This is a genomic window from Qipengyuania sp. ASV99 (assembly GCF_047872805.1).
Taxonomy (GTDB): domain Bacteria; phylum Pseudomonadota; class Alphaproteobacteria; order Sphingomonadales; family Sphingomonadaceae; genus Erythrobacter.
This window is the reverse complement of record NZ_JBLQUK010000007.1, coordinates 44,223-68,766: the sequence shown is the minus strand read 5'-3', so window position 1 is coordinate 68,766 and position 24,544 is coordinate 44,223. Positions and strand designations below refer to the sequence as shown.

Here is a 24,544-nt window from a genome sequence, read left to right as displayed (position 1 = left end):
GACCCACTGTCAAGGGATAGGTACAAATATTTACCTGATCCGTCGCTGAACTGCCCCGCAAGGGCGGTTGGCAGAGCCGGGCTGCGTCAGTCTGTTTCGATATCGCGTTCGCTTGCCCAGGCGCCCAATTGCGCGCGCAGATCGATTCCCGGCTGCGCCAGCCACGCGGTCATCGCCTCGCTCAATTCGGCAAGATCGACCTTGCGCACCAATTCCTTGATCGGACCGACCGCCGCCGGCGTGATCGAGAGCCTGCGGAAACCGATGGCGAGCAGCGCCAGCGCTTCGAGCCGCCGTCCGCCCATTTCGCCGCACACGCCCAGGTCGACGTCGGTTCCGGCGGTGCTGATCACAACGCGCCGCAGGAACCGCAAGATAGCGATGCTGAGCCAGTCATAGCGTTCCGCCAGCGCAGGGTTGCCGCGGTCGGCTGCAAACAGGAACTGCGTAAGATCATTGGTGCCAATCGACAGAAAGCTCAATTTGGGCAGCAGCAGATCGAGCACTTCGGCAAGCGCGGGCACTTCGAGCATGGCGCCGTAATTGATGCGTTCGGGCACCATCTTCTTGTGCGACCGGAGGAACAGCAGTTGATCCTCGAACACCGCCTTGGCCGCGTCAAATTCCCAGGGTTCGGACACCATCGGGAACATGACATATAGCGAACGCCCTGCCGCCGCCTCCAGCAAAGCCCGCGCCTGCGCCTTCATCAACCCTTCGCGGTGCAGCGCCAACCGCAGCGCGCGCCAGCCCATCGCCGGGTTTTCATCATTCGCGCCAATATCCGACGCGAGGTAGGGCACCGCCTTGTCCCCGCCGATATCGACCGTGCGGAAAATCACCGGTTTGTCGCCGGCTGCATCGAGCACATCACGGTAAAGCCTGAGCTGCCGCTCGCGCTGCGGCAGGGTGGCCGACACAAGGAATTGAAATTCGGTGCGGAACAATCCGACACCGTCCGCCCCGGTCAGCGCCAGCGCGCTGATATCGTCGCGCAGACCGGCGTTGATCATCACCTGAATGCGCGTGCCGCAGCGGGTAAAGGGCTCAACATCACGCAGGCTCGCATAGGCGGCCTGCTTCTCGCGCGATTTGGCAAAGCGCTGCGCAAAGGCATCGGCAACCTGCGCCGTCGGCCGCACGGTCGCGGTGGCGGCGGTCGCGTCGAGCAGGATTTCATCGCCCTCGCGCACAATCCCGCGCAGCCCCTTGGCCCGCCCCAGCACCGGCACCCCCATCGCCCGCGCCACGATCACCACATGCGCCGTCAGCGAGCCTTCTTCAAGGATCACCCCCTTGAGCCGCCGCTTGTCATATTCGAGCAATTCCGCCGGACCGAGATTGCGCGCGATCAGGATCGTGTCCTTGCGCAGCCCCTGCTGCGCCGCGGTGCCAATCTGGCCTGCGACGATCCGCACCAGCCGATTGGCGAGATCCTCCAGATCGTGCATCCGGTCGGCGAGCAACGGATCGTCAATCTCGCGCATCCGCATCCGCGTGTGCTGTTGCACGCGCTCAATCGCGGCCTCTGCCGTCAGCCCGCTGTCGATCGCTTCGTTGATGCGCCGCGACCAGCCCTCGTCGTAAGCGAACATCTTGTAGGTTTCGAGCACCTCTTCATGTTCGCCGCCGACGCCGAATTCCGCCTGCCCAGTCAGATTGTCGATCTGTTCGCGCATCTTGGCAAAGGCGCGGTAAACCCGCTCGCGTTCGGCCTCAGTGTCGTCGGCCATCATCTGGGTGATCTGCACGCGCGGCTGGTGATAGGCGGCGATGCCCGCGCCCAGCCCTTTCACCAGAGTCAGCCCAGTGAGCGTTTGCTGCCCCGACATCTCAGCCGACAGGCCCAGCGCATCCTCGTCATCGACCAGTTCGGCATTGGCGATCAGTTCGGACAGGACCATTGCGGTGGTTTGCAACGCTTCGATCTCGATGTCTTCGTAACGGCGCGGATCAAGATGCTGGACACACAGCACCCCGACCGCGCGTTCGCGGTAAATGATCGGAACCCCGGCAAAGGAGTGGAATTTTTCCTCGCCGGTTTCCGGGCGGTACTGGAAATCGGGATGCGCCTTGGCCTCCGCCAGGTTCAGCATTTGCGTGGTCTCAGCGATCACCCCGGTCAACCCTTCGCCGATGGCCATCCGGGTTACGTGGACCGCGCTTTGATTGAGGCCGCGCGTGGCGAACAGTTCCAGCATCCCTTCGCGCAGAAGGTAGATCGAACACACTTCGGAGGTCAGGCATTCGCCGATAATCTCGACCACTTGGTCAAGCTTGCCCTGCGCATGCATACGCGAGGCCATGACCTCATGCAGGCGGGTGAGAATCTGGCGGGCGGATGCGGCTGCGGTCATGGCAGATACTGGCCTAGGGTCCGCAGCCGCAATCGGCAAGGTTCACTTGCCGGTCGCGGTGCCTGAACTGACATCGGTGCGGTTGCCGCCGCTGGTAACCCGCATTTATGCGCGGGCAATCTCTTCTTTCAATCGCAGCTTTTGTTTCTTTATCGCCTGGATCATCGCCGCATCGGGGGCCGGGCGGGCTTGCTCGGCGCGAAGTCGGGCTTCGAGGCCGGCATGTTTGGTTTGGAGAGCGTTCACGTGAGATGAAGCTGCGGTGGATGCCATATGCGTTCTCCTATGCGATACGGGGCAAATTTCCCGGCAGGGAACAGCCCCATGGAGCGACTCGGCAAAATGCGGCCGAGCCGCTGATTTCAATGAAATCACAGTCAGACTAAGGCGTAAAGGGCTGATGAAAGATGAATCGCCCAGCCTGTGCATTTCCGGCTGCGAGTTGTGGCCAGAATTTGCACCCGTGCCAGCAATAGGCGAATCATCCAAAACAGCGTAACGGCGCGGCGCAAGCTGTCGCCCGGCCGTTCCGGGCACCTTTGAATCAGGGGCAAGTGACTTCACCGATGAATGAGCAAGAGCTTCTGAAAAGCCTCGCATTGCTGCGTTCCGAACATCGCGATCTCGATGCGGCGATTGAGGCGCTAACCGGCGCTGGATCGGTGGATCAGTTGCAGGTTGCCCGACTGAAAAAGCGCAAGCTGCGGCTCAAGGATCAGATTGCGATTATCGAGGACACCTTGCTGCCCGATATAATCGCCTGACGATGTCGGCTCATTTGCGCGGCTTTGGCGCAGCGCAAGACCTCGTTAATTTCTAGCCGATATTGTTCCGATTAGGGACGCCATAAAATCGCAGAGGGATAGTAACCATAGGCCGCTGGCGTAGCGGCCCGAAGAGGCATAGCGCCTGCAAAATATGGCACGGACCACAAACCTTTCCCGCCCGATTATCGAGGCATTGTATACCGAGGCGCTGATCCTCGCCGATGACGTGCGCGCGGTGTTCGCGCTCGGCGCGCGGGCACCGGAATTTGACATCAACAACGCCGACGACGCGACTGCACGGCTGGCGCTATCGACCGAAGGCTTGAAGACCACGACCCGGATGATGCATGTGCTGGCCTGGCTGCTCAATCAGCGCGCGTTCTTTTCGGGCGAACTCAGCGAAGGTCAGGTGCGCCGCAACGGAACCTTGCCGCCAGACCGCGTCGCCGATCCCAAGGCGCTGGCGGTGCTGGAACCTGAAACCTGCGAGCTGATTGCCGAAACCGAGCGGCTGCATCAACGCATCGCCCGACTGGATGCGGCATGGCGCAGCGGGTTCGAAATGGCATCCCCGGCGCGCGCGATCCATTCCCGCCTGAAGCGGCGGCTGAGCGATTTGGGCTAGATCGCTGCCAGCGCCTTGCGCCAGCGCGTCAGCCGTTCTTCGCGCACTTTTTCATCCATTGACGGTTCAAACCGGGTCAGCGTCCCGCGCATTGCTGCTGCGGCGCTGGCAAGATCGGGATACAGCCCAGCCCCTGCGGCCGCCAGCATCGCCGCGCCGAGCGCTGTGGTTTCAACAAAGCCGGGCCGCTCAACCGGAATGCCGAGCATGTCGGCAAGGTCCTGCGCCATCCAGTCATTCGCCGCCATCCCGCCGTCAATCCGCAGCGTTTCCCACGCGGTTCCATCGGCAGCAAAGGCGCGCGCCAGATCGTATGTCTGATGCGCCATCGCCTCCAGAGCGGCGCGGGCAAGCTCGGCCTTGCCGCTGGCAAAGCTGAGGCCGGTGATAACCCCGCGCGCATCGGCGTTCCAATGCGGCGCGCCCAGCCCCGATAGCGCGGGAACAATCGTCACCCCGCCGCTGTCGGGGATCGACCGCGCCAGTTGCTCGGTCTGACTGGCGACCTCGACAATGCCGAGCGAATCGCGCAGCCATTGCACCAGACTGCCCGCGACAAACACCGAACCCTCGATCGCATAGGTTCGCTCGCCCGCAATCTGACACAGCACTGTGCCGAGCATCCGGTGCCCCGATTGCGGGATAGCCGCGCCTTGATTGGTGAGCACGAATGCGCCGGTGCCGTAAGTTGCCTTGGTCTGGCCCGGCGCAAGGCACGCCTGCCCGATGGTCGCCGCCTGCTGATCCCCCGCGAGACCCGTGATCGGGATCGCGCAACCAAACAGGCTGGGGTCAGTCGCCGCCAGATTGCCCGCCATATCGACCACTTTGGGCAGCGCCGAAATGGGCACGCCGAACAGATCGCATAGTTCTTTCTCAAAGCTCGATCCCGCCAGCTCCATCAACAATGTGCGGCTGGCATTGCTGGCGTCGGTGATGTGGGCCCCTGCTCCTTTGGCTCCGCTCGTTAGCTTGTAGACCAACCAGCTTTCGACCGTCCCGAATGCCAGCGTCCCGGCATCCGCCGCCGCGCGCACCGCAGGCACATTGTCGAGCATCCAGCGCATCTTGGTGCCCGAGAAATAGGGGTCGAGCATCAATCCGGTGCGGCGTTGCACCTCCGCCTCATGTCCCGCTTGACGCAAGGCAAGGCAGAACGGCTCTGTCCGCCGGTCCTGCCAGACAATCGCGCGGGTCAGCGGCTCGCCGCTTTCCTTGTCCCAGGCCACCACCGTTTCGCGCTGATTGGTAATTCCCAGCCCCGCGATCATCGCCGGGCCGCCCGCCTTGGGGATCACTTCCAATGCGCAGGCGAGCGTCTTGTCCCAGATTTCTGCCGCGTCGTGTTCGACCCAGCCGCCTTGCGGGTAATGCTGCGTCAATTCCGCCTGCGCGCTCGCAGCCAGCGTGCCGTCGCTGGCAAACAGCATGGCGCGGGTCGAAGTGGTGCCTTCATCCAGGACAAGGATATAGTCGCTCATCAAGTTCCTCTTTCTGAGGCGTGACATGTCCCATTCCCCCCTCCATATGCAAGCGCATGGCAAATATTCCCCCCAAACCTTGGCCGACCGGGCTGGCCGATCAGCTGGAACCGCTGGTGGTGCGCGTGCTTGCACCCAATCCCTCACCCTACACCTACACCGGCACGCAGACTTACGTTGTGGGGCAGCAAGACGGGCCGGATTGTGCGGTGATTGATCCAGGGCCGGATGAAGCGGCGCATCTGGACGCCATTGAGGCGGCGATCGGCAACCGCGTGGTGCTGGCGATCATGTGCACCCACACGCACCGCGACCATTCGCCCGCCGCCGCGCCGCTTTCGGCGCGCACAGGCGCGCCCGTGGTCGGCTGCGCACCGCTGGTGCTTAAAAGCAATCTACCGCGTGCCGATGAAGCCTTTGACCCCACCTATGCGCCCGACCGGGTGCTGGAAGATGGTGAGGCAATGCGCGGCACCGGCTGGACCCTGACCGCCGTGGCGACACCCGGCCACACCTCGAACCATCTTTGTTTCGCGCTGGAGGAAAGCGGCGCGCTGTTCACCGGCGATCACGTCATGGGCTGGTCCACGAGCGTCGTGATCCCGCCAGATGGCGACATGGGTGATTACATGGCGAGCCTAGAGAAACTGATGGCGCGCGAAGACCGTGTCTACCATTCCGCGCACGGGGCCGCGATCGAGAAACCGCGCCAATTGGTGCGCGGCATGATCGGCCACCGGCGTCAGCGCGAAAATCAGATCGTGCGTTTGATGGGAGAACAGGCGCGCAGTGCCACAGCCTTCATTCCGGAGATGTACAAGGGGCTCGACCCGCGCCTTATCCCGGCCGCCGAAATGAGCGTGACCGCGCATCTGATCGACCTCGAGAAACGCGGAGTCGCCGCAAAGGAGGGCGAAATTTGGCGGACGATCTGAAACCGCAAACAGACACGCAAATCCTGCCGCCAATGACCCGCGAGCGAGGCATATTGTCGGGGCGCGGAGAGGCTGCGCTGGCGCTGCTCGCTGCGGTGCTGCTGATCGCGGCGCTGGGCCTCGGCTGGCGCGCCTATTTCTATCAGGAAGAAGGCGATCCGGTCGCCAGCGCGATGCTCGCGTTTGAACGGCAAAATTCCTTGGTCGTGTTCGCCAGCCGCTTTGAAGTCGTGGCCGAAAGCGAATATGAACAGACGGTCGGGCCAATCACGCTCCGCCGCGTGCGACAGGCCGCGATCATCCCGGCCAGCATCGACTACCGGCTCGACCTGTCGGGCATGGATACAGACGATTTTGCATGGGACGAGGAAAGCCAGACGCTGACCGTGACTCTGCCGCAATTGCAGACCTCCGCGCCCAATCTTGACGAGGCAAGCGCGCGCATTTTCACCGACGGTCTGCTCAACACCGGCGGATCGCAGCAATTGCTGTCGGAAAGCAATTCACGGATCGCGCGCGACAAGGCACTGGCCTTTGCGAAGAACTCCGAAGTGCTCGCCCTTGCCCGCACCGCTGCGCGCGAGGCGGTGCGCCAGAACCTTGCCGTGCCGCTGCAAATCGCTGGCCATGAACGCGCGCGGGTCAAAGTGCGGTTTGCTGGCGCTCCCGAATAGACGAAGCGCCGAGCCCGCCCCGCCATTTGCACCAAGGCGCGAATTGGGGCACAAGTTTGCTGGGTTGCGGGGCTGTTCGGTGGCCCGAATGGGGGGTAATCCATGGCGACGACATCCGCGCAGGTTTTTGCGGCGCAGAATTCCTATTTTCGGCGATCTGGCCTGACGCTTGCGGCCATCGCCGCGCTCGGTTTTGCTGCGTTCAACCTTGCCGGGATAACGGACATTACCGCCATGCCAATGGCGACGCATGTCCATGCGGCGGTGATGACGCTGTGGCTGGGGGTGTTTGCCGCGCAGGTGACGCTGGCAACCAGCGGCAATATTGCAGTCCACCGCCAGCTTGGCCGCGCCGGAGCCGCGCTCGCAATCTTGGCCGTGGTCACCGGCATTACGGCGATCCTCGCTACATTCGCAGCGGGCCGCGTTCCGCCGATCTTTCCGCCGGGCTATTTCCTGATGCTCGGCTATGCCAACATCGCGATGTTCGCCCTGTTCGTGGGCGGCGCGGTGATGCTGCGCAAGCGGACCGATTGGCACAAACGGCTGATGCTGGGTTCGATGGTGATGATCTACGAGCCGGTGCTGGGCCGCACCCTGCCGTTCCTCATCATCCCCGCGCTGGGCGGACCGGACGCGGCCTTCCCCGCAATTCTAGCCAATCGGGAAGCTTTCGAGCTGTTTCGCTTTGCCGTCCATATCGGGATTGCCGTGCTCCTGCTGGTGCTTGATCGCCGCGCGAGCGGACGCGTGCATCCGGCAAGCTTGCTGATCGTCGCAGGCGTCGCGGTGATCTATGCGATTGCCAATGGGGTCGGGCTGAACGTCGGCATAACCGACTATGCGACGGGTCTGATGCAAGCAGATACAACGGTGCCAATGCCCGGCTGACTTTAGGCTCGAAAAGCCTCACAGCAATGCCTATGTCCGCGCCATGAATATTAGCGGGGTCACCTCATGAGCATTGAAACCAAAATTCCCACCGGCGACGATCTGCTGGCAGAGATCAACCGACTGCGCCAGACACGCAATGCGGTGATCCTCGCGCATTATTACCAGACCCCGGATATTCAGGACATTGCCGATTTCGTCGGCGACAGCCTCGAATTGTCGCGCAAGGCGGCAGAGACCGACGCGGATGTGATCCTGTTTTGCGGCGTGAAATTCATGGCTGACACGGCCAAGATCCTTTCCCCGCAAAAAACCGTGATCCTGCCCGACATGGACGCCGGGTGCAGCCTCGAAGACAGCTGCCCGCCCGATAAATTTCGCGCTTTCCGTGAAGCGCATCCCGATCACATCGCGCTGACCTATATCAATTGCTCGACCGAGGTTAAGGCGCTCTCCGATGTGATCGTCACCAGTTCCAGCGCCGAAACGATCCTGTCCCAGATCCCCAAGGACCAGAAGATCATCTTTGGCCCGGATCGCCACCTTGGCGGCTGGCTGAGCCGCAAGTTTGACCGCGAGATGCTGCTCTGGCCGGGCGTGTGTATTGTGCATGAGGCTTTCAGCGAAACCGAGCTGCTCAAGCTGAAAGAGCAGCACCCCGGCGCGCCGGTGGCCGCGCACCCCGAATGCCCGCCCGCGATCATCGACCACGCCGATTATGTCGGCTCGACCAGCGGCATCCTGAAATTCGCGCAGAGCTTTGAAGGCGACACGCTGATCGTCGCGACCGAGCCGCACATCATGCACCAGATGGAAAAGGCGCTGCCCGAAAAGACTTTCATCGGCGCGCCCGGCGAGGACGGCAACTGCAACTGCAATATCTGCCCCTACATGGCGCTGAACACGATGGAGAAAATGTACACCGCACTGCGCGACCTGACCCCGCGCATTGAGATCGAGGAAGAGATCAGGCTCAAAGCGAAACGCAGTCTCGACCGGATGCTGGAAATGGCAGGCGGGACTGTCGGGCTGGGGGACTTGGGCAAGGTGCCGTTTAGCGGGGATTGAGGGGGTAGGGTTTTGTCTAGGAATTTTCAGGAACTTGCATCTGCGAATGTGTTCGAAATGTCTGATAAAGAGATCAAGGCATTGGTTGTCGAATGCCAAGATACGCTCAAAGGCTATCTGAATAGCGTCGGACCCAACGTCAATTCGCTGAGTCAGCAACTTGAGTTTGCGCAGCACGAACTGACTTCACGTCAGTCAACGCGACTGGCGCGACTTTCCTTGGTCATTTCCACAATCGCCATTGCTGCTTCCGCACTCAGTTTTATCATTTAAGCTGCCCTAGATACCAGCTTTCGCTGGCATGACGTGGTGTGGGTTTGGCGCTTGCTCTCTTAATCCGTCACCCCAGCGAAAGCTGGGGTCTCAGGCGTCACGCGAGCAGTTTGAGATAGAGATCATCCCAAGTCGGGTTCTGTTCCTCAATCGCTTCGATCTTCCATTCACGCTTCCATGCTTTCATTGCTTTTTCGCGCGTTATGGCCTCTTCGATGGTCGCGAACTCCTCGACATAGACGAGGCGGGTGCACCTGTATTTCGACGTGAACTCGCCACCTGTTCCTTCGCGGTGTTGAGTAGCGCGTGCCGCGAGGTCGGCAGTCACGCCCACATACAACACGCCATATCGCTTGTTGGTCATGATGTAGACATGACCGCCTCGCTTCATGGGTTGGCCTCGTCACCTGACGCTTGAGACCCCAGCTTTCGCTGGGGTGACGGGGAAGGCTGGGGTGACGAGGTAGGCGCAGTCACCATCCCCGGCCCCGCTTTCCTCGTGCTCGCCCGCGCCACCACCAGCGCGCTTCCCAGCAGCACCATCCCGGCTATATCCAGCGGCGTCAAAACCTCGCCGAAGGCCAGCCAGCCATATAGCGCCGCGACCGCAGGCTGAGTCAGCAGCGCGAGCCCGATCACCAGCGGAGGAAAATGCGCCAGCGCATAGACCAAAAGGCCCTGCCCGATCAGCTGGCTGACCACGAACAGGCCCACCACCGGGGTCCAGTCGGTCGGCCACACCGGCTCACCCAGCGCCAGCGCCAGCGCCAATAGCACCGGGCAGGCAAACACGCTGACCCACACCAACAGGCTCCATGATCCGAAACGCGCGCGCGCGCCTTGCAAGGTGAGCAGATACACTGCGTAGAGCACCCCTGCGGCAAGGCAGAACAGATCGCCCGCCAGCGATAGCGGCGATATTTCAAGGCTGCGACCCATCAGGATCGCCGCCCCGCCCAGCGCGCATACGATCGCCAGCCACTCCGCACCGCGTGGCAGCATCCGGGCGATGATAAATCCCCAGAACAACAGGATGATCGACCCGGCATTGCCGAACAGCGTCGCATTGCCCAGCCGCGTCATGCCAATCCCGACATGCCAGCTCGCCAGATCCAGCGCAAAGGTCACCGCGCCCAGCGCCACCAGCGCCAAAGTGCGCGGCGGCATCCCGCCCAGCCGTTGACCGCTGGCCCGCGCGAACACGATCAGAAACGGCAATGCCAGGAACAGGCGCCAGAACCCCGCGCTCACCGGGCCGGTATCAGCTTCGCGGACAAACCATGGGCCAAGCGCCAGCGCCACATTCCCCGCCAGCAAGGCCGCGAGCAGCAATGCCGCCGTCAACGCGCTGCGCGGCGGTGAAAGATTGTCTTTGCTGGCCCCCTCAATTTCCATCCTTGCGCCTTAAGGCCATCGCCGCCAAGTGAATAGCCAATTGAAACCCAACCCGAGGAATTCCGCATATGCATGACGTCCTTTTCCAACCGCTCACAATGGGCGCGCTGAATGCAAAGAACCGCATTTTCATGGCCCCGCTCACGCGCGGTCGCGCCGCCGAACCGATGTTCACGCCCAACGATCTGATGGCGACCTATTACCGCCAGCGCGCCGGTGCAGGGATGATCCTGACCGAGGCAACCGGCATCAGTGTCGAGGGTCTGGGCTGGCCGAGCGCGCCGGGAATCTGGAGCGACGAACAAACCGAAGCGTGGAAAGCGACGACCAAGGCCGTGCACGAAGAAGGTGGGCTGATCGTCCTGCAATTGTGGCACATGGGGCGCATCGTCCACCCCTATTTCCTCGGCGGCGAAGCGCCCTTTTCAGCCAGCGCGACCAAGGCCCCCGGCGAAGCGCATACGCCCACCGGCAAGAGTGAATACGCCACCGCGCGGGCCATGACGCATGAAGATATTCAGCGCACCATTGGCGACTACCGCCGCGCTGCCGAAAACGCCAAGAAGGCGGGTTTCGACGGTGTGCAATTGCACGGCGCGAACGGATACCTTGTCGATCAATTCCTGCGCGACGGCACCAATCTGCGCACCGATGAATATGGCGGCAGCCCCGAAAACCGCACCCGCTTCATGCGCGAAGTGCTCGAAGCGATCATTGATGTCTGGGGCGCGGACCGCGTCGGCATCCGCCTGTCGCCCAATGGCGATTCGCAAGGCACCGATGACAGCAACCCGCCCGCCACCTTTGGCGCAGCGGCCAAAGTGTGCGAGGAACTCGGCCTTGCCTTTGTAGAACTGCGCGAACCCGGTCCGGAGGGCACTTTTGGCCAGACCGATGTGCCCAAGCAAAGCCCGCTGATCCGCTCGATCTACACCGGCCCGCTGATCCTCAATTCGGATTACACCGCCGCAGAAGCCGCTGCGGATGTGTCGAGCGGCAAATGCGACGCGGTGAGTTTTGGCCGCCCCTATATCTCCAACCCCGATCTGGAAAAGCGGATCGCAGCGGGCGCGCATTTCAACCCGAACAAGGACGTGCCCAAAAGCTGGTATTTCCCGATTCCGGAAGGTTACGTCGATTATCCGACGCTGGAGGAAGAACAGGCCGAAGCAGCAGAGTAAGGTCTATTCTCCCGGCAGTGCCCGCTTCGGGCGCTGCCGGGAAAAAGCTGCGTTTGGGAATCGACCCCGTTGCGGACCAAATTCCGAGAGACAGTGCAATTCCATTCTAAGCTGATATCGTTCAGAGACTATTTTGGCTGTGGGGGCAGGATCGGTGGGACTTCGATTTAGCACAAGTTTCTATGGACTGATGTCTTTGTTGATCCTGGCGATTGCGATTGCTGGATTTTGGGCCAGCTATTTTAGTCCTCTCGCGCAATTACAGTTCGCCCATGACAATCCCTGGGTCCACTGGCACGCGGTTTCAGCGGGCGCTTGGGTCGTGCTCTTTGTGGTTCAGACGCATCTCGCGGCAAATCAGAATTTTCGGCTGCACAAGGCACTTGGGCTAGCCGCTCTTGTTGTTATCCCTGCGACTCTCATTTTCGGCAGCCTGCTGATGCTCGACTTCTTTGCTCGCCTGCTTGACGAAGGCGGAGCGGACTCTCTTCTAACCTTGAGAGTGATAAGTCTGATCAACGTGACAAATTTATTGGCGATCACGCTGCTAACTGGCTCAGCGTTCGCGCTGAGAAGATCTAATGGATCTCTGCACAAGAGGTTCATGCTCATGGCAACGATCCTGTTTGCGGGCCCTGCACTTCTTAGGATAGCCGGCGCCTTGCCTTATCAGATCGTTCCCGCGCCTCTCGCTGCTGGAGTGTTACTGGCAATCCTGTTGCTCGCTAGTCCGTTCCGTTCAAAAATGACAACAGGAAGATTTCATAGATCTGATATTCTTGCGGCTCTGCTCGCTATCATGGTCGTTGCCAGAGTGCCGATTGCGGCCTTTTCGGACATGTGGAGTCGACCCAGCATATGGCTGGCCAGTTTGGGCTAGGCAGTCTAGATGTCGCCAATGTCTGCTCCCCACCCCCACAAGCAGCCAATTCAGCACCTCGCCCCATCATCCTGGAGCAGCCATCCTTTCCGGCTCGTCAAAGGACGGTGCCCGTTGGGGCAAACTATTCCGCAGTTTCGGGGGCCGGGGCATCTGCGGATGCTTCGGCCTCTGCCGCATCTGGCGCAGCTTCGCCGTCCGGTAATTCATCACCCGGCGCACCAGCGTCCCCGCCCGGCGCGGCGCGCGGCGGCGCAGCGGGGGGCGAGGTCGATGTCAGTTCATCAAGCGGGATCATGTCATCGCTGATCGTGCCGCCCAACACTTCGCCCGCAGCCTTGCCGCCGGTGGCAGAAGTGTCGCTCGGTGCTTCCTCCTCGCAGCCCGAAAGCGCCAGAGCGGCAGCAAAAGCGAGCGGAACCAGTTTTCGCGTCATCGTGAAAAAGCCTTTTGCCGAGCATCCTCAAGCACGCCAAGAAACCCGTCCGCGCGCTCGATCAATGCCGCGTCCCATTGCTCCGCCGAAACTGATTTGCCAAGCCGCGCGAGGCTGGTGACCCCGAATTCCTCGATCCCGCAGGGCACGATGCCGCCAAAATGCGACAGGTCAGGATCGAGATTGACCGAAAATCCGTGCAGCGTGACCCAGCGCCGCACTCGCACGCCGATTGCGCCAATCTTGGCCTCGCGCCCGTCAATATCGCGCGTCCAGATGCCAACGCGGCCTTCGGCGCGCCACGCCTCGACCCCGAAATCCGACAGGGTTTCGATCACCCATCCCTCAATTGCATGGACGAAACAGCGCACGTCCTTGCCGCGCTTGCCAAGGTCCAGCATCAGATAGCCGACGCGCTGGCCCGGACCGTGATAGGTATAACGCCCACCGCGCCCGGCCTCGACCACTTCAAAGCGCGGATCGACCAGTTCGGCAGGGTTGGCGCTGGTCCCGGCGGTGTAGACCGGCGGGTGTTCGAGCAGCCAGATCAACTCGCCCGCCTCGCCCGCCGAAATCGCGCAGGCGCGCTGCTCCATCGCAGTCAAGGCGGTGCGATAAGGCACGAGCTCGCGCTCACGCTGCCATTCGATAATGCCAATATCGCAGAGATCAGGAGCAATGCTTGCCATTGCCCATCGGTGGGGCCATTGACCGGTCAGATCAAGAGTTAACCGCTTGCGATGCGTGCTGGAGGGCATATGAATTTCGACATGAACACGGTCTGGTCGCGCGGGATTGAGCTGGTGCGTGACAATTTTCAGCTGCTTATCGTGATTGCTGCGATGTTCGTGCTGCTGCCGACCTTGGCGATCTATTTGTTGATCCCCGATTTTCAGATGCTCGCCGATCCCACCGCCGATCAGGAAGTCGTCGCTGAGCGGATGGGCGAATTGGTTGGCCCTTTGCTTGGGGTTGGCGCGGTTGCAGCGGTGTTCCAGTTTGCCGGATATGGCGCGATGGTCGCGCTGATGGGCGGGGATCGCCCCACTGTGGCGCAGGCGCTAGGTACCGGTTTCAAAATTGTGCCGAGCACGCTGGCAATCATGATCCTGTTCGCCATCGCTTATGTGATTGGCGCGGTTATCATCATTCTGCCGATTTCGCTGCTGGTTGGAGTGGCCGGAGCGCCAGCGCTGGGCTTTATCGGCATAATCCCGGTGCTCATTTTCGTGGTCTGGTTGATGGCACGGATGTCGCTCAGCATGCCGGTGCTGGCGTTGGGCGGCACGCTCAATCCAATCACCGCGATCACCACCAGTTTTCGACTCACCGGGCCGAAACAGTGGCAAATCCTGCTGTTCTGGGGCGTGCTGTTTGTGGCTTTCACTGTCATCAGCCTGTTGTTCAACGGGATTGTCGGCGTGCTCGCCGCGCTGCTGGGCACGGGCACACTGGCGCTGCTCATTGCGGGCCTTGCCAATGGCCTGACCGGAATGGTCAGCGGCATGATCATTTGCGGTCTGGCGGTAGCGATGTTTACGCAGCTATCCGGGCCGAGCGTCGCCGCTATCGAAGACACTTTCGAATAGGGCCCGCCACCATGATCAGCGCGGCACAATGCGGCATGGTGCTGCCCTAGCTTTATGGGCAGTCCCGATCACACACAAAAGTCCGCGACTTCCGCCGGTGTAGAGGCTCCGCTGGCGCAATCGAGCCCGATTTCGGGCGGTCGCATGGCGCTCCTTTTTCTGGTGATGCTGGTCACTGCGGCGGGCAACACCGCCATGCAATCGGTGATGCCGTCGATCGGCACCGCGCTCAAAGTCGATGATGTTTGGATCAGCCTCGCTTACAGTTGGTCAGCGATCCTGTGGGTCGCCTGCGCGCCGATCTGGGCGCGGCGGTCCGACCGGCGCGGCCGCAAAGCGATGATGGCGCTGGGACTGATCGGGTTCGTGGTTTCGATGGCGCTGTGCGGGCTGGCGCTGTTTGCCGGGCTGTCGGGCTGGCTGTCGGCATTTTGGGCGCTGATTGCCTTTGCTGCTGCGCGGAGCCTTTACGGCGGATTTGGCAGCGCAGCGCCGCCTGCGGTGCAGGCCTATGTCGCGTCGCGCACCCCGCGCGCGGAACGCACCAAAGCGCTATCGTTGATCGCGTCCAGCTTTGGATTGGGCACGGTTATCGGACCCGCGCTCGCGCCTTTGATGGTCTTGCCATTCATGGGACTGGGCCTGACGGGGCCGTTTATCTGCTTTGCCGCAATCGGTTTGGCGGCGCTGATCCTGCTGCGTTTCAGACTGCCCAATGATGAACCGCAATTCGCAGCACGCGGAAGGGCGACCGCTTATTCCAGCGGACCGGGCGCACCGACCATGCAGGAACAGGATACGGGCGATGAATTTGATCCGGATGGACCAGAGCCCGCGCGCCTCAAATGGCACGAACCACGGCTGCGGCCCTGGGTGATTGCTGGGCTGGTCGGGGGGCATGCGCAGGCGATGGTGCTCGGCATTTCGGGCTTTCTCGTGCTCGACCGGCTGGGCCTGCGCGACACCCCTGCCGAAGGAGCGGGGCCGGTGGGGCTGGTGCTGATGTCGGGTGCGATTGCGACTTTGCTGGCGCAATGGGGGCTGATCCCGCGTTTCAATCTGGGTCCGCGCGCGGCGACATTGTCGGGCATCATGGTTGCCGCATTGGGAACCGCAATCGTGGGAGCGGCGGGTAATCTGCACATGATCGCTCTGGGCTATGCAATTGCCTCGCTTGGCTTTGGCCTGTTTAGGCCCGGCACCACGGCGGGCACCTCGCTCGCCGTCACCCGCGCCGAACAGGGACAGGCATCGGGCATCGTCGCCAGCGTGGCTGGGGCCAGCTATATCTACGCCCCTGCGCTGGGGGTGTTTCTATATAATGTCAGCGATTGGCTGGGCTTTGGCCTTATCATTGCGCTGTGTCTGGCGGTGGTGGGGCTTGGCTGGACCAGCCTGCAATCCGACCGCGATCTGACGCAGGACAGAGATTAAGGCGCCTTAGAGCAATTTCAGCACTTCATCCTGAGGGCGGCACAGCGCCGTGCCTTTTTCGGTTTCGACCAATGGACGATTGATCAGGATCGGATCGGCCACCATCGCATCCAGGATCGTGTCGGCATCGGCATCAGGCAGGCCGCGCTCTTCAGCGTCGGTCCCGCGCAGCCGCAATCCCTCGGCCGGGGTCATACCGGCATCGTTAAAAAGCTGCGCCAGCTTCGCGCGGGACGGCGGGGTCTTGAGATATTCGATCACGGTCAGATCAACCGCAGAGAGGTTTTCAAGAATGGCCAGCGTCTTGCGCGAGGTGCCGCAATTGGGGTTGTGCCAGATCGTCGCCTTCATTCGATTTCCTGCCTCTCACGTTCGAATCAGCCGCCTGAATTTATCCGATCGGGCACGCGCTCGCCACAAGCGAAGACATTTGCGAATAATTCTCAATTTCTCATTTGCATTTGCGAGTAGGTTTCAATAGCAGTTCATTCATCAGACCGAAGGGACTCCAATGATTCACACAATTTCACGCGCTGCGCTGCTGCTTTCCTGCGCAGCCATCGCTTTCCCCGCCGCCGCAAATGACAGCGCAGGGCAGGAAACATCCGCTCAAGACCGCAGCCTTATCCCCGCTGCCGGTCCGATCATGGAAACGCAGGGCGAGGATATTCTGGTAACCGGAGACATTCTGCAATCGAGCCAGGTCAATTCGGTCAAGTCCCCCACCCCGATCATCGACGTGCCGCAAAGCCTGACCATCACCACACAGGAAGAAATCACCGAGCGCGGCTTTACCAGCATCGGCCAGATCATTGACTACACGCCGGGCGTCAGCACCTCCCAAGGCGAAGGCCACCGCGATGCCATCGTATTTCGCGGGGTGCGCTCGACCGCCGATTTCTTCATCGATGGGGTCCGCGACGACGTGCAATATTACCGCGGCCTCTACAATCTGGAGCAGGTCGAAATCCTGCGCGGCCCCAACGCTTTGCTGTTCGGGCGCGGTGGCACTGGCGGAATCCTCAACCGGGTGACCAAGAAAGGTGCGCTGGGCGAAAATTTCGGCGGCGGTCAGGTCGCGGTCGATACATTCGGCGAATTCAGCGTTCAGGGCGACATCAACCTTTCGGCGAGCGAAAATGTCGCTTTGCGGGTCAATGCCGCGTACGAAAATCTGAACAATCACCGCGATTTCTACGATGGCGACCGGATCGGCTTTAACCCCACTGCCCGTATCGCCTTGGGAGAGGACACGCTGCTCGACCTCTCTTATGAATTTGCAGATCAAGAACGTTTCATCGACCGCGGGATCGTTACCGGCGCGAATGGCCGCCCAGTCGAAGCGTTGCAGGATGTGGTGTTTGGCGACCCCGAAAACAATTTCACCGAATTGGAGGCGCATTTGCTGCGCGCCAACCTCCAGCACAATTTCTCGGAGAATTTCAAAGGCGTCTTCAGCGCGTTTTACGGCGATTATGACAAGGTCTATTCAAACTTTTTCCCGGTTGCCTATGATCCTGCGACCAATGTGGTCACGATCGATGGCTATATCGACACAACGCAGCGTGAAAACCTGATCCTATCGGCCAATTTCATCGGCGAATTTGAAACCGGCAGCATCGAACACACATTGTTGTTTGGCGCGGAATATATCGGCACCTCTTCGGATCAAGACCGTTTCAATTCGTTCTTCGACACCAGCCAGGACGATCTTGAAACCTTCCTTGCGGTGCGGCCCTTCCCGCTTCGCGGTAATGCGGGGGTGAACGCAGCGGGCGTTCCCACGACCAATACATTCAGCGTTCTCAACGATTTCACGCAGGTCGAAATTGATGTGCTGTCGGTCTATTTTCAGGATGAGATTGAATTGACCGACTGGCTCAATCTGGTCGTCGGCGGACGGTTCGACAGTTTCGATATCGAAGTGCTCAACGTCCCGGCATCGGACCTGCGCAGCCGCAAGGATGAGGAATTTTCACCGCGCGGCGGCCTGATCCTGAAACCGATGGAGAATATCTCGATCTATGCAAGCTATTCGGAAAGCTTTCTGCCGCGCTCGGGCGAACAATTTGCCAATATCAACGGTGCCAACAATGCGCTTGACCCTGACAGTTTTGAAAACCTCGAAGCCGGGGTCAAATGGGACTTTGCCAATGCCCTCAGCCTGACTGCGGCCATTTTCGAAATCCGGCAAAGCTCGCCGCAGCCCAATGATGCCGATCCCTCGACGCTCGACGTGATCGATTCCGAAATTCAGGGGTTTGAACTCCAATTGCAGGGTAAGGTCACGCCCGGCTGGTCGGTTTCAGCGGGTTACAGCTTCCTTGATGGCGAGCAGATAAACCGCGCCGGTCCTACCGGCCTGCGCCCACGCGAATTGCCGGAAAACATGTTCTCGATCTGGAACCAGGTGGAGGTAACCGACCGGTTTGGCATCGGATTGGGCCTGACGCATCAGGATGAAAGCTTTGTCGACAATGGCAACAATGCCACTCTGCCCGCATACACACGCATCGACGCAGCGGCCTATTATGACGTGTCGGACAATCTGCGAGTGCAGGTGAATGTCGAAAACTTGACCGACACGCTGTATTTCCCGAATTCGCATGCGACGCATAACGTTACCGTTGGCGCGCCGATTAATGCGCGATTTGCGGTAACCGGTCGGTTCTGACGCGCGCTATTCCCCGGATCCTGCGGGGTCCGGGGCCACCCTTAACGCCGGCACCTGCTGCGCTGCATCGGCGGCATTGATACCTGGGGCGGGCGCTGCGCTGATGCTTTCGCGGCGCTGGATCACGCGCCCGGCGCGTTGAACCGCGCGGACCAATCGGGGATAGACCCCGCAGCGGCACAGATTGGTTAGCGCGCTTTCGATCTCTGCCTTGCTCGGCGCGGGATTGCGTTGCAACAGGGCTGCGCCTGCAATGACGACGCCCGGCGTGCAATATCCGCACTGAATTGCCTGTTCGGCCACCATTGCCTGTTGCAACGGATGCGAACGGTCGCGCGACAGTCCCTCGATCGTGGTGATCAACCGCCCTTCCGCCTCAGCCAGCGAGATTCGGCAAGACCGCAAGGCGGTGCCATCGACCAGCACCATGCACGCCCCCACACAATCACCCCCACCGCAGCTCTTGGTGCCCGTGAGGTTCGCCGCCTCGCGCAAGGCATAAAGCAGCGGCATTTCAGGATCGAGGTCGAATTCGACCGGGCGATCATTGATGGTCATGCGCGGCATTGGCGCACCTTATGCAAAGGGATAAAACAAGGAACGCGGGCCAGACTGAGCAGCGTTACGAACGCCAGCTATCGTCGATCCTGTCGATCTTGCGTTTCCACGCCTCGAAGTCGAAAATCCCGGCGCCACCCTGCGATTGCATGACGTGCAGGTCGCGCTGATGCACGTTGACGACGTCCTGCGGCACGATGTTGGGATCGCCCATCCCCAGCGTCGCCACCTGAATTTCGCAGGCGCGTTGCAGCGCCCACATCTTCACAAACATACCCTGAATTCGCTTATCCATCACCACCGGGCCATGGTTGCGCAGCATCAGGATGGTGTGATCGCCAAGGTTTTCGACCAGCCGCTCACCTTCCTCAGCGCGGACGGTGACGCCTTCGAAATCGTGATAACCGATCTGGCCCTGAAAATTGCAGGCGTAGAAATTGGTCGGCAACAATCCGCCCTTGTGGCTGCACACCGCCATGGTTGCGGTGGTGTGGACATGGCAGATTGCGTCGGCGCGCGCGCCCAGATGTTTGTGGAAATAGGCGTGCTGAGTAAAACCGGCCTTGTTCACCATATAGGGCGATCCGCCGACATTGTTGCCCTCGACGTCGATCTTGACCAGATTGCTGGCGGTCACTTCATCATAGAGCAGGCCAAACGGATTGATGAGGAAGGTGCCCTCTTCTCCCGGCACTTTCAAGGAGATGTGGTTGTAGATCGATTCCGACCAGCCAAGGTGATAGAAGATGCGGTAACACGCGGCCAGGTCGAGGCGCGCCTGCCATTCTTCCTTGCTGACTTGCCCTTCGAGACTGGTGCTGGGTTTGAGCTGCGTTGCCATGCGGGAATCCTCTCTGCCTTTTGACTTTGGCGTTCCTATCGCATGGCACCGCGTTTCTGCACAAGTGTTTCGCCCAAGATTGACTTTGCCAAGCCTCCACCGCGCGGCTAGGCGCAAGTCTCAGATGAGCGACCTCAATGCTATTCCTGCCCAGCCCGCCAATGCAATGGCGGCCACCGCAAAGCTGACCACGGGCAGCGTAACGGGGCACCTTATCGGCCAGACCCTGCCCGCGATTATCGGCGTTGCTGCGATCATGTCGATCGGTCTGGTTGATGCCTATTTCATCGGACAATTGGGCAGCGCTCAACTGGCGGCGATTGCCTTTATCTTTCCGATTGCGGTGGCGCTGTCGTCGCTGGGCGTCGGGGTCATGGTTGGGATCAATTCGGTGGTTGCGCGCGCGCTGGGCGAAGGCGACAGCGACCGCGCCGCGCAGCGCGCCAATTTCGGGATCGTGTTTGCATTCGCCTGCGGGCTGGCGCTGGGGCTGGGGCTGTTTGCGCTAATCGATCCGCTGTTTGCGTTGATGAACGCGCCGGAACACCTGCGCCCGTTGATCCGTGCCTATATGCAGCCCTATGCGCTGGGCCTGCCACTGATCCTTGTTATCATGGGGTTCAACGGGGTGCTGCGAGGACAGGGCGAGGCGCGGCGGACCAGCCTGGTTTCGATCACTTATGCGGCGGCAAACTGGGTGCTCGACCCGCTGCTGATCACCGGAGCCTTTGGATTTGAAGGGTTCGGAATTGCAGGCGCAGCCTACGCCACGATTATCGGCTGGGTTTGCGGGCTGACGGCGGCGGCCTTGCTGATGCGAAGCACCGCATTGCCGCTTGATTTGGTGCTGCTGCGCAAATGCCGTCTGATCGATCCAGCGACGGCGATCCTGAAAGTCGCCGGGCCCGCCGCACTCTCCAACGCGATCAACCCGCTTGGCCTATCGATCCTCACTGCGCTCGTCGCGCTCGAGGGGGAGGCGGCGGTGGCGGGGTTCGGCGCGGCGGGCCGGTTGCAGAGTTTCGCGGTGGTGCCCTTGCTGGCGCTGTCAGGGGCAATCGGCGCAATCGTAGGACAAAATTGGGGCGCGCGCGAATTTGGCCGCGCCCGAATGGCCGCCGCTTATGCTTTTGGATTCTGTATCCTGTGGGGGCTTGCCATTGCAGCGGCGATGGTGACGGGCGGCGAATTCCTCGCCTATCTGTTTACAGATGATGCCGCCGTTGCCCGCGAATTCGCGCTTTATCTGAAAATCGCCGCGTGGGGCTATGCCGGGTTCGGGCTGTTGATCGTTGCCAATGGGATTCTCAACGCGGTCGACAAGGCGGCCTTTGCGCTGGGACAATCGGCCTTGCGGGTGTTTCTGGTGATGCTGCCCGCCGCGTGGCTGTTTCTGGATGACTGGGGCAGCGCGGCCATTTACAGCGCAGAGCTGGTCGCCAATCTGTTTGGCGCGCTGACCGGTGTGCTGCTCATTTACTGGGTGCTGGTCCGCCGCGCGCCCGACACGCCGGGAAGATCGCCAAAGTAGGCTTTCGTTAACCATCCCCGTCCATAGATGTATCCGACTGTAAAAGGGGCACGCGCGTCATGGACGACCTGCTGGCGGATTTCGTCGCGGAAACACGGGAGATGCTGGAAGCCAGCGTCGGCGAAATCGTCGCGTGGGAGGCCGACCCGGCAGACCGCGCGCGCATCGACACCATTTTCCGCTTTGTCCACACGGTAAAGGGCAATTGCGGCTTCTTCGATTTTCCCCGTCTCGCCGGGCTCAGCCACGCCGCCGAAGATGCGCTCGCCGATTGCCGTGCGGGTCGCCGTGATCCAGACAGCGCGCTGGTTACTGCAGTGCTCGCCATCATCGATCGGATCGCGCAAATGGTCACCGCGATCGAAGCAGGCGAAGAATTTCCCGAGGGCGGCGATGAGGCGCTGATTGCCGCGCTGGAACCGGGGGCAGAGATTGCCCTCGATGACATGGACGCGGCTCCTGCGCATGACCCCGCCAGCGCGTTGTCGGATACGGGCGAACATGCCGCCGTGGATCCCTCCGCATCCAGAAAAGCAGATGCAGCCGCGCCGCAGCGCTCCATTCGTTTGCCCGTCGAATTGCTCGACCGGGTGATGAGCGGCGTTTCCGACATGGTTCTGGCGCGCAACGATCTGGCACACCGGCTGCGTCAGGCAGGCACTCAGCCGACGATTGACGGGCCGTTTGAACGGCTCACCACAATCCTTGCCGATGTCCGCGATGCAATCACACGGATGCGGATGCAGCGGATCGAGACGCTGTTCAGCGCGCTGCCCCGACTGGTGCGCGATCTGTCGGCGGATCTGGGCAAACAGGTGATGATCGACCTCGAAGGGGGCGAAGTCGAACTGGACCGCGAAATGATCGAAACGATCCGCGACCCGATCACCCATCTCATTCGCAACGCGGTCGACCACGGGATCGAACCGCCCTCCAGCCGCCTCGCGGTCGGAAAGCGCGAGATTGGCCTGTTGTCGATCGCCGCCCGCCAATCTGGCAACACGATCTCGATTGTGGTCAGCGACGATGGAAACGGGCTCGACGAACAACGGATCGCGGAAAAAGCGGTTGCGACCGGCCTCATATCCGCTTCCGAACGCGCCGGGATGACGCGCGAGAAGATCCTCCAGCTGATCTTTGAACCGGGCTTTTCAACCGCCGCCGCCGTCAGCAATGTTTCGGGGCGCGGGGTTGGACTGGATGTGGTCCGGCAGAACCTGGAACGGGTTGGCGGCAGCATCAAAGTGACCAGTTCAAACGGGGTCGGCACGCTGTTCACGCTGCAAATTCCGTTGACGCTCAGCATTATCGCCGGGCTGACGGTGGAGATAGGGGATCAGCGCTTTGCGATCCCGCAAAGCTATGTCGAAGAAATCATTCACGCATCTTCCAAAGCGCTCGATTTCACGCGCATCGGGGAAACGGCGCTGGTGACATTTCGCGGGTCGCGGGTGCCGTGCCTGATGTTGACCGAAGTGCTTGGCCTGCCCGTTGGCGATATTGCCGAAGGGCAACACACAATGGTGTTGTTGCGGCTTGCCAGCGGCGATCTGTTTGCGCTGGCGGTGGACCGCATCCATTCGCATGGCGATCTGGTGGTGAAACCGCTGGCGCCTGCGGTGATGAAAAGCGGGCTGTACGCAGGCTCGACCCTGCTTGACGACGGACAGCCGGTGCTGCTGCTGGATGTGACCAATGTCGCCGGGCGTTATGGGCTGGTGTCAGACGCGCGCAGCCGCGTGCTCAAACTTGCCGATGACTCTGCGAAAGTCGCAGCCAAGGACATCTGCCGGGCGATGCTGTTTACCGATTTTGCCGGTCGCCGCTGCGCGATCCGGCTGGAACTGGTGCAGCGCATCGAAACGGCACCCGCTTCGGCGATTGATCTGTCGGCGGGTTCGCCGCGCGCGGTGATCGATGGCGTGATCCTGCCGCTGATCGGGCTTCCCGATGGACCCTTGCCAGCCGAAAAGCTGCGGCTGCTCAGGCTGACCGATGGATCATGCGAGTTGCTCCACGCGGTGCGCGACATCGATGACGCGGCCGAACTGACCGAAACCTTCAAACCGGTCGCCGATGATCCGCTAATCGAAGCGGTCACGCTCGTGCGCGGTCAGACCGTATCGCTGGTGGATGGCCATGAATTGTTTGCGCGTTACGGTGAAGCGCCCGAAGCGGCGTCAAAACCGCTGTGCCGCATCCCCGACACTGACTGGTCGCGCACAATTCTGGCACCGCTGGTCACCTCTGCCGGATATGAGATCGCCGCGGGTTCGGGCAAACAGAGCGGCGCGGCGAGCGAAGCTGTGACGATCCTGTTCGACGACGAATATGAGGCCGCGCTCGCGCTTGATATGGAATTCACCTCTCCGGTCATCCGGTTGCGCGAAGTGCCCGCCGCGCCAGCCCATGCGGAAACGGTTTACCGCTATGACCGAGATGGATTGATCGAGGCGCTGAACAAGGTTCGCAATGCGGAAGGGAAAAGGTGATGAATGATCTGCTTGTCATGACTCAGATCGCCGGCCGACGCTGCGCGTTGCGCGCACATGATGTCCAATCCGTTATAGAAATCGGCGCAATCTCGCCTGTGCCGCGCGCGCCCGAATTCATCGCCGGGATCACTGCGATGCGCAGCCAGGCGTTGACCGTGATCGATTGCCGCCTCGCATTGGGCTTCGACCCGGAGCAATGGCCATGTGACGATCGCGCCATCGTGGTCGCGGTGGATGGGTATTCTTATGCGCTGCGGATCGATTCCATCGAAGACATCACCACCGGCATGGACGAAGTCGGGGATATCCCCGGTGGTTTTGGCCAGGAATGGTCGCGGGTCGCCACTGGAATGATCGAAACCCGCACCGGCCCGGCGCTGCTGATCGACCTCGCCGCGCTGATCAGAGGACCAGAAGCAATCGGAGCCGCTGCTTAATCCAATACTTACCTTCTGAGCT

At 61.1% G+C, this 24,544-nt stretch carries 25 protein-coding genes; 15 read left to right on the top strand and 10 right to left on the bottom strand.

Features of this window, described 5'->3' with window-relative positions; translation table 11 throughout:
* Positions 1–86: 86 nt before the first annotated feature.
* Together ptsP and ACM64M_RS09600 are read right to left on the bottom strand one after the other, a co-directional pair.
* The gene (gene ptsP / locus ACM64M_RS09605) at positions 87–2,357 is read right to left on the bottom strand and encodes a phosphoenolpyruvate--protein phosphotransferase (RefSeq protein ID WP_416228467.1); all 2,271 of its coding nucleotides are present in this window, start codon (positions 2,355–2,357) and stop codon (positions 87–89) included.
* Between the two features lie 105 nt (positions 2,358–2,462).
* On the bottom strand, positions 2,463–2,630 hold the full coding sequence (locus ACM64M_RS09600) for a YdcH family protein (protein WP_416228466.1): 168 nt from the start codon (positions 2,628–2,630) through the stop codon (positions 2,463–2,465).
* 293 nt (positions 2,631–2,923) lie between these two features.
* Here ACM64M_RS09600 and ACM64M_RS09595 point away from each other — a divergent pair, with 293 nt between their 5' ends.
* On the top strand, positions 2,924–3,121 hold the full coding sequence (locus ACM64M_RS09595) for a YdcH family protein (protein WP_416228465.1): 198 nt from the start codon (positions 2,924–2,926) through the stop codon (positions 3,119–3,121).
* Positions 3,122–3,275: 154 nt separating this feature from the next.
* On the top strand, positions 3,276–3,749 hold the full coding sequence (locus tag ACM64M_RS09590) for a DUF1465 family protein (protein WP_416228464.1): 474 nt from the start codon (positions 3,276–3,278) through the stop codon (positions 3,747–3,749).
* Here ACM64M_RS09590 and glpK read toward each other — a convergent pair.
* Positions 3,746–5,230, bottom strand: coding sequence for a glycerol kinase GlpK (gene glpK / locus ACM64M_RS09585; RefSeq protein WP_416228463.1), 1,485 nt, complete (start codon positions 5,228–5,230; stop codon positions 3,746–3,748). The two genes, ACM64M_RS09590 and glpK, sit on opposite strands and share 4 nt — an antisense overlap.
* A 56-nt stretch (positions 5,231–5,286) precedes the next feature.
* On the opposite strand from glpK, the gene ACM64M_RS09580 reads away from it, so the two are divergent.
* The 5 genes from ACM64M_RS09580 to ACM64M_RS09560 all read left to right on the top strand — a co-directional run bounded on the left by ACM64M_RS09580 (position 5,287) and on the right by ACM64M_RS09560 (position 9,071).
* Positions 5,287–6,165, top strand: a complete 879-nt coding sequence (locus tag ACM64M_RS09580) for an MBL fold metallo-hydrolase (RefSeq protein WP_416228462.1) — start codon at positions 5,287–5,289, stop codon at positions 6,163–6,165.
* Complete coding sequence (locus tag ACM64M_RS09575; RefSeq protein ID WP_416228461.1) at positions 6,150–6,839, top strand: DUF4230 domain-containing protein; 690 nt, start codon at positions 6,150–6,152, stop codon at positions 6,837–6,839. The genes ACM64M_RS09580 and ACM64M_RS09575 overlap by 16 nt, the downstream gene beginning before the upstream one ends.
* Before the next feature lie 102 nt (positions 6,840–6,941).
* A complete protein-coding gene (locus ACM64M_RS09570; RefSeq protein WP_416228460.1) occupies positions 6,942–7,730 on the top strand; it encodes a hypothetical protein in 789 nt (262 codons plus the stop codon).
* A gap of 66 nt (positions 7,731–7,796) precedes the next feature.
* Complete coding sequence (nadA, locus tag ACM64M_RS09565) at positions 7,797–8,798, top strand: quinolinate synthase NadA (protein ID WP_416228459.1); 1,002 nt, start codon at positions 7,797–7,799, stop codon at positions 8,796–8,798.
* 57 nt (positions 8,799–8,855) lie between these two features.
* Positions 8,856–9,071 carry a hypothetical protein gene (locus tag ACM64M_RS09560; RefSeq protein ID WP_416228458.1) on the top strand — a complete coding sequence of 72 codons (216 nt, stop codon included), beginning with the start codon at positions 8,856–8,858 and terminating at the stop codon, positions 9,069–9,071.
* Between the two features lie 97 nt (positions 9,072–9,168).
* Here the strand turns inward: ACM64M_RS09560 and ACM64M_RS09555 are convergent, their stop codons facing one another.
* Both ACM64M_RS09555 and ACM64M_RS09550 read right to left on the bottom strand, forming a co-directional pair.
* Positions 9,169–9,462 carry a GIY-YIG nuclease family protein gene (locus tag ACM64M_RS09555; protein ID WP_416228457.1) on the bottom strand — a complete coding sequence of 98 codons (294 nt, stop codon included), beginning with the start codon at positions 9,460–9,462 and terminating at the stop codon, positions 9,169–9,171.
* Positions 9,459–10,466 carry a DMT family transporter gene (locus ACM64M_RS09550; protein WP_416228456.1) on the bottom strand — a complete coding sequence of 336 codons (1,008 nt, stop codon included), beginning with the start codon at positions 10,464–10,466 and terminating at the stop codon, positions 9,459–9,461. The genes ACM64M_RS09555 and ACM64M_RS09550 overlap by 4 nt, the downstream gene beginning before the upstream one ends.
* Positions 10,467–10,534: 68 nt before the next feature.
* Here ACM64M_RS09550 and ACM64M_RS09545 point away from each other — a divergent pair, with 68 nt between their 5' ends.
* Together ACM64M_RS09545 and ACM64M_RS09540 are read left to right on the top strand one after the other, a co-directional pair.
* Positions 10,535–11,647 carry an alkene reductase gene (locus ACM64M_RS09545; protein WP_416228455.1) on the top strand — a complete coding sequence of 371 codons (1,113 nt, stop codon included), beginning with the start codon at positions 10,535–10,537 and terminating at the stop codon, positions 11,645–11,647.
* Positions 11,648–11,837: 190 nt separating this feature from the next.
* Positions 11,838–12,527: a hypothetical protein gene (locus tag ACM64M_RS09540; RefSeq protein ID WP_416228454.1), complete on the top strand. Its 690-nt coding sequence runs from the start codon at positions 11,838–11,840 to the stop codon at positions 12,525–12,527.
* 124 nt (positions 12,528–12,651) lie between these two features.
* On the opposite strand, the gene ACM64M_RS09535 is transcribed toward ACM64M_RS09540, so the two are convergent.
* Both ACM64M_RS09535 and lipB read right to left on the bottom strand, forming a co-directional pair.
* Entirely contained in the window at positions 12,652–12,963 is a 312-nt protein-coding gene (locus ACM64M_RS09535; RefSeq protein WP_416228453.1) for a hypothetical protein, read from the bottom strand.
* Positions 12,960–13,652 (bottom strand): lipoyl(octanoyl) transferase LipB, encoded by a 693-nt coding sequence (gene lipB / locus ACM64M_RS09530; protein ID WP_416228452.1) that lies wholly within the window; start codon positions 13,650–13,652, stop codon positions 12,960–12,962. The genes ACM64M_RS09535 and lipB overlap by 4 nt, the downstream gene beginning before the upstream one ends.
* An 81-nt stretch (positions 13,653–13,733) precedes the next feature.
* Between lipB and ACM64M_RS09525 the strand changes: the two genes are divergently transcribed.
* Positions 13,734–14,552 (top strand): hypothetical protein, encoded by an 819-nt coding sequence (locus ACM64M_RS09525; protein ID WP_416228451.1) that lies wholly within the window; start codon positions 13,734–13,736, stop codon positions 14,550–14,552.
* Positions 14,553–14,696: 144 nt separating this feature from the next.
* Positions 14,697–15,986: an MFS transporter gene (locus ACM64M_RS09520; RefSeq protein WP_416228450.1), complete on the top strand. Its 1,290-nt coding sequence runs from the start codon at positions 14,697–14,699 to the stop codon at positions 15,984–15,986.
* Positions 15,987–15,992: 6 nt separating this feature from the next.
* Here ACM64M_RS09520 and arsC read toward each other — a convergent pair whose 3' ends face one another.
* The gene (arsC, locus tag ACM64M_RS09515) at positions 15,993–16,337 is read right to left on the bottom strand and encodes an arsenate reductase (glutaredoxin) (RefSeq protein WP_416228449.1); all 345 of its coding nucleotides are present in this window, start codon (positions 16,335–16,337) and stop codon (positions 15,993–15,995) included.
* Positions 16,338–16,497: 160 nt separating this feature from the next.
* On the opposite strand from arsC, the gene ACM64M_RS09510 reads away from it, so the two are divergent.
* A complete protein-coding gene (locus ACM64M_RS09510; protein WP_416228448.1) occupies positions 16,498–18,660 on the top strand; it encodes a TonB-dependent receptor in 2,163 nt (720 codons plus the stop codon).
* 6 nt (positions 18,661–18,666) lie between these two features.
* On the opposite strand, the gene ACM64M_RS09505 is transcribed toward ACM64M_RS09510, so the two are convergent.
* Together ACM64M_RS09505 and ACM64M_RS09500 are read right to left on the bottom strand one after the other, a co-directional pair.
* Positions 18,667–19,227 (bottom strand): (2Fe-2S)-binding protein, encoded by a 561-nt coding sequence (locus ACM64M_RS09505; protein ID WP_416228447.1) that lies wholly within the window; start codon positions 19,225–19,227, stop codon positions 18,667–18,669.
* A 55-nt stretch (positions 19,228–19,282) separates the two neighbouring features.
* Positions 19,283–20,059 carry a class II aldolase/adducin family protein gene (locus ACM64M_RS09500; RefSeq protein ID WP_416228446.1) on the bottom strand — a complete coding sequence of 259 codons (777 nt, stop codon included), beginning with the start codon at positions 20,057–20,059 and terminating at the stop codon, positions 19,283–19,285.
* Positions 20,060–20,183: 124 nt separating this feature from the next.
* On the opposite strand from ACM64M_RS09500, the gene ACM64M_RS09495 reads away from it, so the two are divergent.
* The 3 genes from ACM64M_RS09495 to ACM64M_RS09485 are packed head-to-tail and all read left to right on the top strand — an operon-like array spanning position 20,184 to position 24,522.
* Positions 20,184–21,590, top strand: a complete 1,407-nt coding sequence (locus ACM64M_RS09495) for an MATE family efflux transporter (RefSeq protein ID WP_416228445.1) — start codon at positions 20,184–20,186, stop codon at positions 21,588–21,590.
* A 59-nt stretch (positions 21,591–21,649) separates the two neighbouring features.
* On the top strand, positions 21,650–24,082 hold the full coding sequence (locus tag ACM64M_RS09490) for a chemotaxis protein CheA (RefSeq protein WP_416228444.1): 2,433 nt from the start codon (positions 21,650–21,652) through the stop codon (positions 24,080–24,082).
* Positions 24,082–24,522, top strand: coding sequence for a chemotaxis protein CheW (locus ACM64M_RS09485; protein ID WP_416228443.1), 441 nt, complete (start codon positions 24,082–24,084; stop codon positions 24,520–24,522). The genes ACM64M_RS09490 and ACM64M_RS09485 overlap by 1 nt, the downstream gene beginning before the upstream one ends.
* Positions 24,523–24,544 lie beyond the last annotated feature (22 nt).

What these genes read in the sequence shown, in the direction of transcription:
- ptsP (WP_416228467.1), bottom strand. Translation starts at nt 2,357, where the DNA reads ATGACCGCAGCCGCATCCGCCCGCCAGATTCTCACCCGCCTGCATGAG.
- ACM64M_RS09600 (WP_416228466.1), bottom strand. Translation starts at nt 2,630, where the DNA reads ATGGCATCCACCGCAGCTTCATCTCACGTGAACGCTCTCCAAACCAAA.
- ACM64M_RS09595 (WP_416228465.1), top strand. Translation starts at nt 2,924, where the DNA reads ATGAATGAGCAAGAGCTTCTGAAAAGCCTCGCATTGCTGCGTTCCGAA.
- ACM64M_RS09590 (WP_416228464.1), top strand. Translation starts at nt 3,276, where the DNA reads ATGGCACGGACCACAAACCTTTCCCGCCCGATTATCGAGGCATTGTAT.
- glpK (WP_416228463.1), bottom strand. Translation starts at nt 5,230, where the DNA reads ATGAGCGACTATATCCTTGTCCTGGATGAAGGCACCACTTCGACCCGC.
- ACM64M_RS09580 (WP_416228462.1), top strand. Translation starts at nt 5,287, where the DNA reads ATGGCAAATATTCCCCCCAAACCTTGGCCGACCGGGCTGGCCGATCAG.
- ACM64M_RS09570 (WP_416228460.1), top strand. Translation starts at nt 6,942, where the DNA reads ATGGCGACGACATCCGCGCAGGTTTTTGCGGCGCAGAATTCCTATTTT.
- nadA (WP_416228459.1), top strand. Translation starts at nt 7,797, where the DNA reads ATGAGCATTGAAACCAAAATTCCCACCGGCGACGATCTGCTGGCAGAG.
- ACM64M_RS09560 (WP_416228458.1), top strand. Translation starts at nt 8,856, where the DNA reads ATGTCTGATAAAGAGATCAAGGCATTGGTTGTCGAATGCCAAGATACG.
- ACM64M_RS09555 (WP_416228457.1), bottom strand. Translation starts at nt 9,462, where the DNA reads ATGAAGCGAGGCGGTCATGTCTACATCATGACCAACAAGCGATATGGC.
- ACM64M_RS09550 (WP_416228456.1), bottom strand. Translation starts at nt 10,466, where the DNA reads ATGGAAATTGAGGGGGCCAGCAAAGACAATCTTTCACCGCCGCGCAGC.
- ACM64M_RS09545 (WP_416228455.1), top strand. Translation starts at nt 10,535, where the DNA reads ATGCATGACGTCCTTTTCCAACCGCTCACAATGGGCGCGCTGAATGCA.
- ACM64M_RS09540 (WP_416228454.1), top strand. Translation starts at nt 11,838, where the DNA reads ATGTCTTTGTTGATCCTGGCGATTGCGATTGCTGGATTTTGGGCCAGC.
- ACM64M_RS09535 (WP_416228453.1), bottom strand. Translation starts at nt 12,963, where the DNA reads ATGACGCGAAAACTGGTTCCGCTCGCTTTTGCTGCCGCTCTGGCGCTT.
- lipB (WP_416228452.1), bottom strand. Translation starts at nt 13,652, where the DNA reads ATGGCAAGCATTGCTCCTGATCTCTGCGATATTGGCATTATCGAATGG.
- ACM64M_RS09525 (WP_416228451.1), top strand. Translation starts at nt 13,734, where the DNA reads ATGAACACGGTCTGGTCGCGCGGGATTGAGCTGGTGCGTGACAATTTT.
- ACM64M_RS09520 (WP_416228450.1), top strand. Translation starts at nt 14,697, where the DNA reads ATGGCGCTCCTTTTTCTGGTGATGCTGGTCACTGCGGCGGGCAACACC.
- arsC (WP_416228449.1), bottom strand. Translation starts at nt 16,337, where the DNA reads ATGAAGGCGACGATCTGGCACAACCCCAATTGCGGCACCTCGCGCAAG.
- ACM64M_RS09510 (WP_416228448.1), top strand. Translation starts at nt 16,498, where the DNA reads ATGATTCACACAATTTCACGCGCTGCGCTGCTGCTTTCCTGCGCAGCC.
- ACM64M_RS09505 (WP_416228447.1), bottom strand. Translation starts at nt 19,227, where the DNA reads ATGCCGCGCATGACCATCAATGATCGCCCGGTCGAATTCGACCTCGAT.
- ACM64M_RS09500 (WP_416228446.1), bottom strand. Translation starts at nt 20,059, where the DNA reads ATGGCAACGCAGCTCAAACCCAGCACCAGTCTCGAAGGGCAAGTCAGC.
- ACM64M_RS09495 (WP_416228445.1), top strand. Translation starts at nt 20,184, where the DNA reads ATGAGCGACCTCAATGCTATTCCTGCCCAGCCCGCCAATGCAATGGCG.
- ACM64M_RS09490 (WP_416228444.1), top strand. Translation starts at nt 21,650, where the DNA reads ATGGACGACCTGCTGGCGGATTTCGTCGCGGAAACACGGGAGATGCTG.
- ACM64M_RS09485 (WP_416228443.1), top strand. Translation starts at nt 24,082, where the DNA reads ATGAATGATCTGCTTGTCATGACTCAGATCGCCGGCCGACGCTGCGCG.